At 44.3% G+C, this 12891-nt stretch carries 8 protein-coding genes; 6 read left to right on the forward strand and 2 right to left on the reverse strand.

Translation table 11 applies throughout. The features are described 5' to 3' along the window. The first annotated feature begins 72 nt into the window (after positions 1–72). The 6 genes from QGN29_RS08280 to QGN29_RS08305 all read left to right on the forward strand — a co-directional run bounded on the left by QGN29_RS08280 (position 73) and on the right by QGN29_RS08305 (position 8538). Positions 73–804 (forward strand): TerB family tellurite resistance protein, encoded by a 732-nt coding sequence (locus QGN29_RS08280; protein WP_310797383.1) that lies wholly within the window; start codon positions 73–75, stop codon positions 802–804. Then, the gene (locus QGN29_RS08285; protein ID WP_310797384.1) at positions 801–1691 is read left to right on the forward strand and encodes a DMT family transporter; all 891 of its coding nucleotides are present in this window, start codon (positions 801–803) and stop codon (positions 1689–1691) included. Before QGN29_RS08280 ends, QGN29_RS08285 begins: the two co-directional genes overlap by 4 nt. Continuing rightward, the gene (locus QGN29_RS08290) at positions 1692–2399 is read left to right on the forward strand and encodes an N-acetylmuramoyl-L-alanine amidase (RefSeq protein ID WP_310797385.1); all 708 of its coding nucleotides are present in this window, start codon (positions 1692–1694) and stop codon (positions 2397–2399) included. It begins immediately after the preceding gene. A 5-nt stretch (positions 2400–2404) separates the two neighbouring features. Beyond that, entirely contained in the window at positions 2405–3631 is a 1227-nt protein-coding gene (locus QGN29_RS08295) for a hypothetical protein (RefSeq protein ID WP_310797386.1), read from the forward strand. Positions 3632–3742: 111 nt separating this feature from the next. After that, a complete protein-coding gene (locus tag QGN29_RS08300; RefSeq protein WP_310797387.1) occupies positions 3743–5974 on the forward strand; it encodes a carbohydrate binding family 9 domain-containing protein in 2232 nt (743 codons plus the stop codon). Between the two features lie 86 nt (positions 5975–6060). Then, a complete protein-coding gene (locus QGN29_RS08305; protein WP_310797388.1) occupies positions 6061–8538 on the forward strand; it encodes an ABC transporter permease in 2478 nt (825 codons plus the stop codon). Positions 8539–8540: 2 nt separating this feature from the next. Here the strand turns inward: QGN29_RS08305 and QGN29_RS08310 are convergent, their stop codons facing one another. Next, positions 8541–11681, reverse strand: coding sequence for an efflux RND transporter permease subunit (locus QGN29_RS08310; RefSeq protein ID WP_310797389.1), 3141 nt, complete (start codon positions 11679–11681; stop codon positions 8541–8543). A gap of 11 nt (positions 11682–11692) precedes the next feature. Then, positions 11693–12859: an efflux RND transporter periplasmic adaptor subunit gene (locus QGN29_RS08315; protein ID WP_310797390.1), complete on the reverse strand. Its 1167-nt coding sequence runs from the start codon at positions 12857–12859 to the stop codon at positions 11693–11695. Positions 12860–12891 lie beyond the last annotated feature (32 nt).

Here is a 12891-nt window from a genome sequence, read left to right on the forward strand (position 1 = left end):
TAAAAAAATTGAGCTTTCCGCAAAAAGGCTCTATTGATCAGACTAATAAGAATGCGAGGATCACAAAAAATCATGTCTGTCTGGGGAAAAATTATTGGTGGAACAGCGGGCCTAGCGATCGGGGGCCCCATTGGAGCATTGATAGGAGTTGGCATTGGGGCTGCTGTCGATGCAAGTGCTGAGCGCCTTCTTGAAGACCCGCAGGCAAAACGCCGTGTCACCTTTACAATCGGGGTTATCGCATTGGCTGCTAAAATGGCAAAGGCTGATGGCCGTGTTACACGCGAGGAAGTAGATGCTTTCAAGGCTGTTTTTCATTTCGATCAGAGCGAGATGAAAAATGTTGGAAAAATATTCGATTTAGCCAGACAATCAACGGCCGGCTATGAAGCTTATGCAAAACAAATCGCGGGCCTAATGAAAGGCCATCCTTCAGCTCTAGAAGACCTTTTAGAGGCTCTTTTTTATATTGCCAAATCTGATGGGACAGTCCACCCAAAGGAGCTTGAATTTATTCGATCAGTTTCCTCGATTTTTGGTTTTGATGATAGCTGGTTCGAAGCACTGCAACAGCGTCATACAGGACAATCTAGTGATAATCCCTATGTGGTTTTAGGCGTTGATCACTCCATTTCGGATAAAGACCTAAAGAGTCATTACCGAAAATTGGTGAAAGAAAACCATCCAGATCGTTTGATTGCTGAAGGTGTGCCAAGTGAATTTATTGCTGTGGCAACGAGAAGGGTTGCGGAAATTAATGCAGCCTATGATACGATCAAACAAGAGCGCGGGTTAAAATCATGAAGATAAAACACATCCTCTTTGTGATTTTGTTGAATGCCATTTGGGGATGGAATTTTATTGCAGTAAAATACTCAGTCGCCGACTTTACGCCCTTCCTCTCAAACATGTTACGTTTCCTGTTGGCATTTGTTTTTATGCTGCCGTTCATCCGTCATTCCATTAAGGGGCATGTCCCGAGTGTCCTGCGGATTGCTTTAATGATGGGTGTTCTTCATTTTGGATGTTTGTATATCGCCACCAGCATGGCAGGGGGTGTCTCGGCCGTTGCAATTGCAGCACAACTCAATGTGCCTTTTGCGACGCTTTGTGCTGTTGTCATGTTGAAAGAGACGGTAGGTCTTACTCGAATTGTTGCGATCGCCGTGAGCTTTATCGGTGTTATCATTATGGGGTTTGACCCTCTTGTGTTTGATTATTTCGATGCTTTGCTTGTAATGACGCTAGGGGCCCTGACATTCGCAATTGCTAGCATATACATGCGTCAGCTCAGAGATATTCCGCCGATGACAATTCAGGCTTGGGTTGCCTTTGCGGGTATTTTTGGATCAATGGCCCTTACCCTACTATTTGAAGACAATCAGATAGAAAATGTATTGGCTGGGAGTAGCCCAGCATGGTGGGGTATTGTTTTTTCAGGCCTCTTGTCCACTGTTGTGGGGCACGGAGGCATGAATTACCTCTTGCAGAAATACGAAGTTAATGTGGTTGTTCCTTATTTGTTGCTGATGCCGTTTTTCGCGGTTTCAGCCAGTATAGTGATGCTTGGCGAAGTTCTTACGCCGCGCATGATTATCGGTGCAAGCTGTACCATTTTGGGGGTTGTAGTGATCACTTATAGAAATACTAGGAAAATGAAGAAGGCTCTTATTCCTGGAGAAGAGACATAAATGACACCTTTAGACATCAATTGGTTTCCCTCTCCAAGTTTTAATGAACGGCCAGAGCCCCGAGACCCTGACATGATTATACTTCATTATACTGGTATGGAATCTGGCGCCGCTGCACGGGAAAGGCTCTGTGATCCAAAAGTAGATGTATCAAGCCACTATCTCATTTGGGAACAAGGTCAAATTGACCAATTAATTCTAGATGACAAGCGTGCCTGGCACGCTGGAGTGTCATACTGGCAAGGCCGGGAGAACATCAACCACACATCCCTCGGTATAGAAATTGTCAATACGGGTGAAGAGCCCTTTCCTGAAAGGCAAATAGCATCTGTTATAGCTCTCTGTCAGTTTTTGCAGAAGAAATATACAATACCCGCACATCAAATAATTGGGCACAGTGATATCGCCCCAGGGAGGAAATTTGATCCAGGGCCTTTGTTTCCTTGGACTGTCCTTGCAGAGAAAGAAATTGGGATTATTGCCCAACCACTTACTGAGGAGGCACTAAACCAATTGTCTACTTTATCGGATGCTGATTTCCAAGCTATGCTTTCCACAATTGGATTTTCACTGAGGGATAAGGCTGCTGCCTTGCAAGCTTTTCAATTGCATTGGTGCCCGGAAGGGCAGCCCAAAGAATTCTGCGCTGCCACAAAAAAGGCACTATATTCTGTTTATACTCAGCTTCATCAAAGCAAGGATTGTTAAAATATATGAATAAGATCTCTCTCTTTATCACTGCCTCGTTGGTGTCCTTTTCAAGTGCCACAGCACAGGAAACCTCTGCAAGAAAGCAGCCACTTAATAAGGCGCATCAAATGAATCCTGCAGTGGAAGCTTGTCTAGAAAATCTCTCTCAAAATTGTGCGCTTACTGCCGCAGTGCAGACCGTATCAGAAGAGAGTCAGGCTATGGAACGGGCTAAAGTCCTACACGGTGTTGCACAAAGTATGATTGACATAGGCCAGATTGATCGAGCTAAGCTCGTCTTGACTATGGCCGAGGAGGCTGCGCGCTCCACACAGTTATCGATTGCCGTTCAAGTCGCTTTAAAAGAGGCAATTCCCTTACATGTGGCATTGGAAAATTTTGACTATGCTGAATCTTTGCTGTCAGACTTTACCGATTCATCCATTAAGGATACTCTTCTCACGGATATTGTTACGGGCAAAGCGACAGCAGGCATTTCCTTTGAGGGACTCACAGAGTATCGTGAGAAATTCAGTAATGCTCGTCGCTTCTTTTGGATAAAACTTAAACTGTTACAAGAATATACCATACCTGTTCCAGCTGAAGGCTTGAGTGACCTTAAGGCAGAAGTGCTCTCTGTTTCTGGGAGTGTTTCTAGTTATCGAGCTCGAGCAGCGCTGGCCTCAATTTTATGGAAAAACCAGAAACAAGAAGAAGCGCAGGTAATATTCGATCAATTGGATCAAGAATTTTTGACCTACTCAGGAGAAGCGGTCAAGGCACGCTTAGCAGCGGCGAAATTGACAGCGATGTATCATGCAGGCATTTCGGGACAGCCTTTAGACACCATGTTTGATTTCACCAAGCGCCAAGGCCATGCAATAAATTCTATGACTGAAAAGGGTTATTTTGCTGAGCAACTTGGCCCAATAGAAATGATCCTGGGAGAGGGAGCCTCTGCTGTATTTAGGGCGACATATTTTGATCAATTGATGGATCAAATTGAATATGTTCATAAGCTTGCGAAGCTCTCTACGACTTCAAACTATGCGATTAATCAAACAATCCAGTCGTTGCTTGTGGCTGTGAATAAGGTAGAAGATAGTTATGAGAGGGATGTTTATAGAATGAGGCTGATCCAATCTGCTCGCTCTCTCTCTGATAAAGACTTGATGATCATGATACTTAAGCAACTTGAAGATGATGATAATCAGGCAAAGGGATTGGCTCTTATGGCACCTCTGCTGTAGCAAAAGATGAAAGCCTTTCATAAAATTAATTTGACTTTATGTCTGGCCCAACTATTTTAGCCTCACTTTTTCGAAAGTTTCATTTAAAACTATAAGTCATGAGCCAGCGTTATGTCCGTCGTAAAGTCACTAGTGATATTCTCATTTGTATATTTTGTTTTATCCTCGTCTGCTTTTGCTCAAGATAAGACAGTCCCCGCGGTAAGGATGCAATCCGCGCCTACAATCGATGGTCTACTCAGCCCTGGTGAATGGAAAAATGCGGCTCTTATTTCGAAAGGCTTACATCAAATAAAACCCAGGGACGGGGCACGCCCCTCACACCCAACAGATATCTTTATCGGTTATGACAATGACTATCTCTATGTTGCGGCGCGTATGTATGACGATAACCCAGAAAAAATTGTCGCACGTCAGATGATCGAAGGGACTGGACTTGGCGGTGAAGATAGTTTTAAAATTATTCTAAGTCCGTTTAACAACAAGCAATCTGGATATTTTTTTAAAGCCAATGCGAACGGTGTTCGCGAAGATGCTTTATTTGAAGGTGCTAATCGCAAAAATTTCAATTGGGACGCTATTTGGCACGTACGCTCGTCCATTGATGAAAAAGGCTGGACTGCAGAATTTCGTATCCCTTTCAAGTCTCTGAATTTTAATCCCGACAATGCAAGTTGGGGTATTTCATTTGGACGGGATATTGGCAGGTTGAGCGAGTATAATGCCTGGACGTCCTACAATAGACAGATCGGCGTTGACACGGCTGGAGAATTACAAGGTGTTTCTGGAGTGAAGCAAGGGTTGGGCCTTGATATTGTCATGAGTGCAGCATCGAACCGTCAAAAGCTCTATAATACCACAAGCATTAACCCAGCAATTGTGGGTATGGATAGTGACTATCTAACGCAAGTTGAAGCGAGCGATTTTACTTTTGAACCAAGCATAGATGCGATCTACAAGATCACTCCCTCTCTTACCGCTGTATTGACATTGAATACTGATTTTTCAGCGACCGAAGTTGATGACCAGGTAGTCAATCTTTCTCGTTTCTCTGTCTTTTTGCCTGAGAAGAGAGACTTCTTTCTTCAAGACGCAGATCTTTTCAATTTTGGGAGCATTGGTCGTAATGGACGGCCTTTCTTCTCTCGTAGAATTGGTCTTGTGGAAGGAGAAGAGATGAAAATCAGAGTTGGGGGCAAACTAACAGGGCGCATCGGTCAGTGGAATGTTGGTATCCTTGATGTTTTGCAAGACAGCTATGTTGACGATGGAAATATGAATCTTTTTGTTGCACGTGTTCAAAGACGCATTTTTGAACAATCTTCTGTTGGTGCAATTTTTACTTATGGTGATCCGATTACAGGGAAAGGTGCCTATACAATCGGGACGGATTTTCTCTATCGAGATAATACCTTAGTTGATGGTAAAGTTTTTGAAGCGAACTTCTGGGGCCAGAAGACAACACATCCTGATGATGTGGCAGGGGCAAAAACAGAAGGATATGGTACAGAGATAGAACTGGGAGGATCCGATGGGTTTGATACTGGTCTAGAGTTTGTCCATCTAGGAGAAGATTTTAATCCAACCTTAGGGTATGTGAACCGCACAGGAATTGATCAATTTGAGATTTATGCGGGGTATAAATATCGCCCTAATAGTCGTTGGTTGAAGAAATATGAACCCCGCATCTGGCAGGGTAATTGGTGGAATACAACAGGGGGTTTGCAAACGCGGGATACTTTTATTCGTCCCGTGCATATAGAATTCACTTCAGATGATAAAATCCTCTTTGCGCATATTAAAACAAAAGACGTTTTATCAGAAAGTTTTGAGATCGTAGATGATGTCATTATACCTGCAGGCAGTTATAGTTTTTCTAAAAATAGATATGAATTTGATTCATCTAGTCGCCGTATGGCAGGTGTGCGTATTAGAGTAGAAGACGGTGATTATTATACTGGGACACGTAAAAATTATCATGCCAGTGCAAGAATTCAGCCCAATAAATTTATGAAGTTTACTGCAGGAATTACAGTGAATAAAATTACTTTGAACGAAGGCGCCTTTACGACCCGCCAGCTATTCTTCAATAGTAATATTGCCTTTTCCAGTAGCTTATCTTGGATTAGTCGTATCCAATATAATAACTTAAGTCGCGAGGCTGCCCTGAATAGTCGCCTTCGCTACAACCCTGAGCCGGGAAGAGATTTTTATCTGATTGTTAATCACGGATTAATTCGAGACCAAGAAACAGATCCAGATACAGGGGATGTGGTTCGAAATCGTTTCCGTTCAACCCGCAATAGAATTGGGCTTAAAGTTGGCTATACTTTAAGATTTTAATATCACTAAAGTTTAGGCTGTATCACTCTGTTATTTGTGATTTGGAGAGAAACTGTTAGGCTCCCTTTTACAGGGAGAATTACAGCATGTTCTTTAATTATTTGCTTACAGCATATCGCAATATTATTCGGGATTCATTATTTTCTGGCATTAATATCTTAGGACTATCTTTAGGATTTGCAGCCAGCTTGTTGATTTTTCTCTTTGTATGGTCAGAATTAAACTATGATACGTGGGTACCAAAAGCTGAGAAGCTTTACCGCATGGAGAGCACGTATATTCTCTCTGGCAGAGGGCCTCTTCCTACAACCACAGTGCCTGCAAAAGTCGCTCCTGGCATTGCCAAAGATTACCCGTCATATATTGAGCAAAGTACGCGCATTGCCCGACAACAAATTGGGGTGAAGCGGGAAGAGAAGCTGTTTAATGAGACGGTGAATTTCGTGGACTCAAATTTCTTCGAACTCTTTCCTCTTACCTTTTCTCAAGGTAACCGCCTCTCAATCTTTAATGATCCAAGTGCTGTTGCGCTGAGCCAAGAGATGGCAGAGAAATATTTTGGCAGCGAAAACCCTCTCGGGCAGGTAATGTCCATTCAAATCTCTGGGCAAACGAAAGACCTTCGTGTTGCGGGTGTGTTTAACGATTTACCAGAGAACAGTCATATGGACCTTGATGTGATAACCCTTTTGGATGAGGAGGCGCTGGAAGCTGGGTTTCCAGGGATTATGACCAATTGGTTTTTCCCAAGTACATTCACTTATTTCAAACTGAGGGAGGGAGCGAGTTTGAAGGATTTAATATCTCTTCTTCCTGAGTTTTCTGATAGAAATAATATTATTCCTCCTGTACCAAGTTATGCGAATATAAAGCCGAGAGAATATTTTCAACTTGTGCCCATAAATATAACGGATATTCATCTTGATCCGCGTGTTCCTTTTGATATGAAACCTCATGGCAGTATTTATACTCTTTACGCATTTTCGGGAATTGCTGTCATGTTGTTATTTATAGCCAGTGTTAACTTTGTTAATCTGGCGACGGCAAGGTCATTAAAGCGATCTAAAGAGGTGGCGCTTAGAAAAACGTTAGGTGCTCGGAGATCTCAATTGGTTACTCAGTTTATGCTAGAGGCTTTTTTAACCATAGCACTAGCCGCTCTTGTGGCCCTTTTCCTTGTTGAAATGTCGTTACCACTCTATAATGATATGCTTAATCTGGACTTGTCGCTGAAGACTGTATTAACCCCAATGGGGGTCGTTGGGATGGCAGGTTTTGTTATCGCTATGACAATTCTCTCTGGGGCATATCCAGCCTTTTATGTGTCAAAGGCCCGTCCTGGGGATGTTTTGCATTCAAATAAATCATCGGCGCATGGCAGCGTCTTACTACGGACAATTTTAGTTACGTTTCAATTTTCAATTTCTATTGCTCTCATCTCATCAACGGTTATTCTTTATCAACAAACTCGGTATGTTTTGGGCCTTAATCTAGGGTACGACACTGAGAATATTGGGGTCATGAATTTGCCGGCCAGTCCACAGGCTTTTGAGCTGGCTAAAAACCTACAAAATGATATTGAGCGTATAGACGGTGTCGAAAAGGTCGGTATTTCAGGGGGGGTTCCGGTGAATCCTGCTTTTGCCAGTTTTGCTGTCTTTTCTGATGCAATTGATAGCAGTGAAAGTACAAGCATGCAGTTTGTTGCTTCGGGTTTTGGCTTTATGGAGACCTTTGGCATCAAGCCCCTTGAAGGGCGTCTGTTCAGTAAAGATTTTGGACTCGATGAATTGCCTATTAAACCTGGACAGCAAGGTCAATTTAAAGGGACTGTGATCTTGAACAAGAGGGCGGTAGGCAAGGTGGGCTACACCACAGCGAAAGAGGCGGTGGGGCAAGTTTTACGTATTTCACAGCCAGACGGTGTTCAGACAGAAATGACAATTGTGGGTGTCATTCCAGACGTGCATTTTGGAGATGCTCGCCTTGAAACGCAACCCATGATTTTTTACAATTTGCCAACATTTATAGGGACGATCAGCTTCAAATTTAAGGGATCAAAAATGGATCAGGTGCGGACTGACGTTGAACAATTATGGCGAGAACGAATGCCAGACACGCCTCCAGCGCTACAGTTTGTTGAAGATATACAAGGGGCCCAATATGATGCAGATCGGCGTCAGGGTGCATTACTCACAGCCTTTTCAATCCTAACAATCCTTGTTGCAGGATTTGGCCTCTACGGCTTAGCTGCTTTCATGGCGGCAAGACGAACAAAAGAAGTCGGTATCAGAAAGGTCCTTGGCGCATCTGTTCTTGATATCATAGGCTTATTTGTATGGTCTATGTCTAAGCCTATTTTGTTGGCCAATATCATCGCTTGGCCCCTTGCTTGGTATTTTATGAATCAATGGCTGACCACTTTCACTTATCGCATTGAGATGACGGTTTTGCCCTTTATGCTCGCTGGTGTGTTGGTATCCCTGTTCGGTGTGCTGACAGTGGCAGGGCGCACTTTATCTGTTGCGCGCACCCACCCTAGTCATGCCTTAAGGACTGAGTAAACCTAGATTTTGAAGCGAAGTGGTGCGCCTTCTCCTGAGGGTGCGCTAACTTCATTCCGCCGGGTCAACCAGAGGAAGGCTGCTGGAGCAAAATAAAAGCTTACAATCATGGATAAAAACGTTCCTCCTGCCAGTGCAACAGCAAAGGGTGGCCAAAAGGATCCTCCAGCAAGAATGAGAGGCATAAACCCGCCCACTGTGGTCAGCGTCGTTGATAATATATGGCGCCCTGTTGACATGACAGCTTCGACAACTTCTTCTTTGCTTCCCGCGCGCGCCGCGTCTCGACCTCTTAATTCTGAGGTAATTACGATTGCGGCGTTGATAGAGAGGCCAATTAAACCCATTAAGCCAATAATCACAACGAAACTAATGGGATAGTCAAAGAACCAAAGGCTTAGGAAGCCAAGGCCTGCAGCTTGGACCGCCGCTAAAAGAGTAACAATTGCTAGTCTAAAGCTATTAAAGGTCAAAACAACTGCAATGAGCATCATTACAAGTAGAATGCCTACAGTTCCAAAAAGTTGACCAACTGCTTCACCGCGTTTTTCACTCTCACCGCCGAACTCGATACGATATCCAGGCGGTAGATCAATTTTTGCAGCGTCAATTCTCTTGCCTAATTCTTCAGTGATTGTTGCCGAGAGAACACCAAATTCAATGAAACCTTGAATGTTATTTATCCGCTCACCGTTGCGGCGATGGATGGTCCCCACCTTTGTCGTGAGGATCACGTCTCCAAGTGCAGAGAGGGGCACGTCTTTATAACTTTTATCCGCTTCCATCAGCACATTGCGTCCCTGAAGGTTCATGTTAGCGATGTTATCAATATCTGCACGCTTGTGACTGTCCAAAACCACCTTTAGAGGAACGCGCTGTGTTTCTTCGATGAGATGGGTCGCAATAATGCCACTAGAGAGACTGCGCAATTGTTGACTAACATCGCTCAGTGTTAGGCCCGTAACTGATACATCATCTTCTCTTGCTTTCACAAGGATTTGGGGACGCCCGGGGCGCATGCTTGTATAGGTATTGGTGACGTTATGAATCGTCGCCATTATGCTTCGGACTTTTTCCCCAATCCGCTCTAGTTCCGTTAAGTCGGGACCTACAACACGGACTTCCAAGGGCGCTTGCACTGGGGGGCCAGATCCAAGTTCCCTTACAGTGATGCGCAGGGCAGGGAACTGTTCAGTCAAGACTCTTTGGAAGTAGGGTACCATTTCTTCTACTTCTAAAAATGTCTCGAGTTTAACGATGGCTTCGGCGTATGATGGAATCCCCTTTTTGTTATCAATCATATTGTAAAATACTTTTGGGGACCCATCCCCAATTGTCCAATATACATCCTGAACTTTTGGGGTGTTTCGGACAACATCGTCTAAAAGCTTTACCTTTTGTTGTGTTTCATAAATGCTGGCATCCCCAGGTAAATTTACAACTATTCTAAATTGATTCCTGTCGCTAACCGGAAAAAATTGATCGGTTAAATTACCGGCGGCAATAAAACCACATATGGGAACTATCATGGCAACGATCACCGATTTTAGCGGGTTATTTACGGACCAGTTTAGCGAGGCACGAAATAGAGATGAGAGAAATTTTCCTTCTATGCCGTCGCGCCACCATATGCGTCCAGAGGTGACCTTGAAGTCATCTCTAGTTGAACCGCCTCTGATCACGCGACCTGCAAGGGCAGAGATGAGAGTAAAGGCAATGACATAGCTAGAGATGAGAGAGGCGATTACAGCGGCTGGAACACCCTTGAGGAAATCACCGGCTGCCCCTGGCATCAAGAGTAGAGGCAAGAAGGCAACAATTGTTGTTAAGGTTGAACCAAAGAGGGGAAGCCATAATTTCTTGACCGTTTTTGCGACAGCAATTGCACGACGTTCGCCCTTTAACAAGAGATGTTGAACTTCATCGGTAATCACAATGGCATTATCCACCATGATTCCAAGGGAAACAATCATGCCTATAATCAGCACTTGCTCAATGCGCATACCAAAAATATTAAGAATGGCAAGAGCAGAAAGCATTGTAAGCGGCAATATAGAGGCAGCAATCAACGAAGACCTTAACCCGAGACTAATAAAGAGAACGATCACAACCACAAGAGCGCCTACACCCAAGTTGTCCAGCAATCCGTCAATGCGCTCATTTGTGTAATCCGCTTGATCGTAAATTCTATCAATATGAATGCTTGCTGGAATGGTCTTCTGGAAATCGTCGATAATGATTTTTAACGATTCAGACCATTTATCAATACGAAAATTTTCAAGCATTCGTGCTGAAATCGTGATTCCAACATGACCATTGAGAAGAGACAAGGAAGAAGGTGGGTCTTGGTAAGTACGTTCAACAGTTGCCACATCCCCTAGACGCAAAGCCGCTCCTCGTTCGTCATATTGAAGCGGAATTCTTCTGATCCGGGCAAGGCTATCGAGAGCGCCGGCGACTTCAATTGTAAGGCGGCTATTTTGACTGCTTACAATGCCTGCAGACCCTCTAGAATCGCTGCCACGAATGCGGCCCACAACATCAGAAACTGTGAGGCCATGGGCGGCCAGTTCAGAATCGTCGATTGCAATACGGATTTCTTCCTGAGGTAACCCTTTGATGTCGACAAAGTCAGTCGGCTCCATATTTCTCAGGCGACTTTCTAATTCACTCGCAAGACGCCCCATGATGGCATAGTTAATAGGACTGTCTGCGTGCCATGTGAGCGCGATGACAGCAGAGTGAGCATAGATCTTCGTATCTGAAAAATCAGGAGGAATGATGCCATCAGGTAGATCAGTCACCTCGGCGACTTTATCGCGGAGTCGGGCTGTAATTGGCTTGGCATCTGTAACGCTATCCTCAAGCTCAATCGTGATCGCTGAAACGCCAGGATTAGAGACGGCGGTAATGGTTTTTACCTCAGCAATCTCGCGCATTTTACGCTCAATTTTTTCAGTGACTTCCGCCTCGACTTGCTCAGCATCGGCACCAGGATATAAGGTTGTTACATTGACCACTCGGCTTTGCATATGGGGATCTTCAAGCCTTGGCATAACTTGAATTGCATTCAGACCCGAAACAAGGATGAGCATGAGAATTAACCATATCATGCGCGGTTGGCTGTAGAGTGAGCCTTTCATACTATGCTCCTCTAATGTTTCTTGGATTGCTGGGAAGCAACCTCAGATTCAGGTAATACAGACGTCCGGCTTTTTACGATTTTTACCCGTTCGTTATGGGCCAGTTTGTCGATACCTCCCGCAACAATTTTATCCCCCTCAGAGAGAGTGCCTGACACAAAAGCTTTGCGGCCTGTGGTGTATAGTATTTGGACATTTTCGAAAGCTACATGACTTGAACCGTCTTCGGCAGTTTTGACTTTGTTGAGACGCCATAAGCCTCTCACATCGGCGGAGAGCGCACGCAGAGGCACCCATGCGCCCGTGGCGATTTTTTTATCCTTAATTAGCATCGTGACAAGATCTCCGTCACGAATTGCTCCCTCAGGAAGAGTGAATATGACCATCCGTGTTCGTGTTTGCCCTTCGATGACGGGAAGAATATTTCTGATGCTATGTCCCGTAATGTCACGCCTTTGTGGATTGAGGAGTCTGTATTCAGCTTTTTTTTCTAAAGCATCCGCAATGCCAGAAGAAACACCAATATGGCCTTCCAAATGACCTGTTTCCACGAGCGTTAAAACAGGCGTGCCAGCTCCAATTATGCGCCCTTCATCAGCCATGCGTTCCGTTATGACACCAGAGAAAGGGGCTTTGATTGTCATTTTCTCAATATCAATTTTGAGCGCTTCAATAGAGGCTGATAGGTTATTCAAGTCAGCAAGGGCTTGCAGCTGGTTGGCTGCGGCTTCATCCATTCTTTGAGCAGATAAGTGCCCTTGGGTGAAAGTCTTTTTAGTTCTACTCAATGTTTGGTTTGCAAGTTTGAGACGCGCTTCTGCTGCGTTTTTTTGCGCTTGTAAGCTGTTTAAATTTGCTTCTGCTCTTGCTGTATCTAGAAAAGCGAGAGGAAGGCCTTTAGATACACGACTGCCGATATCAACAGTTACTTTATTTAAGGTTCCATTCATCTCAAATCCTAGAGGGCTTGTTTTTCCTGCAAGAGCGCGCCCGGTAAATGACCGCCATTCCTCATAGCTATCTTGGAGTTGAATGGTCATAACTTCCACAGGTACGGGACGCCGTTGCTGCCCTTCTTGTGAAGAAGATGTTGATTTTGCCATAACAATAAAAGTTGTTGCAGAAGTAAAAATCGCAATAAAAGCTATCGAAATTGTTTTTTGTATTGTCTGTCTCATTGTACACTCTCGCTGACGCAGGGGGTATTCCC

Origin of the sequence: Temperatibacter marinus (genome assembly GCF_031598375.1) — a bacterium.
GTDB classification, from domain to species: domain Bacteria; phylum Pseudomonadota; class Alphaproteobacteria; order Sphingomonadales; family Kordiimonadaceae; genus Temperatibacter; species Temperatibacter marinus.

Bases quoted from the DNA above. Each gene is read 5' to 3' on its own strand.
- QGN29_RS08305 (WP_310797388.1), top strand. From the start codon at position 6,061: ATGTTCTTTAATTATTTGCTTACAGCATATCGCAATATTATTCGGGAT.
- QGN29_RS08295 (WP_310797386.1), top strand. From the start codon at position 2,405: ATGAATAAGATCTCTCTCTTTATCACTGCCTCGTTGGTGTCCTTTTCA.
- QGN29_RS08290 (WP_310797385.1), top strand. From the start codon at position 1,692: ATGACACCTTTAGACATCAATTGGTTTCCCTCTCCAAGTTTTAATGAA.
- QGN29_RS08300 (WP_310797387.1), top strand. From the start codon at position 3,743: ATGTCCGTCGTAAAGTCACTAGTGATATTCTCATTTGTATATTTTGTT.
- QGN29_RS08280 (WP_310797383.1), top strand. From the start codon at position 73: ATGTCTGTCTGGGGAAAAATTATTGGTGGAACAGCGGGCCTAGCGATC.
- QGN29_RS08285 (WP_310797384.1), top strand. From the start codon at position 801: ATGAAGATAAAACACATCCTCTTTGTGATTTTGTTGAATGCCATTTGG.
- QGN29_RS08310 (WP_310797389.1), bottom strand. From the start codon at position 11,681: ATGAAAGGCTCACTCTACAGCCAACCGCGCATGATATGGTTAATTCTC.
- QGN29_RS08315 (WP_310797390.1), bottom strand. From the start codon at position 12,859: ATGAGACAGACAATACAAAAAACAATTTCGATAGCTTTTATTGCGATT.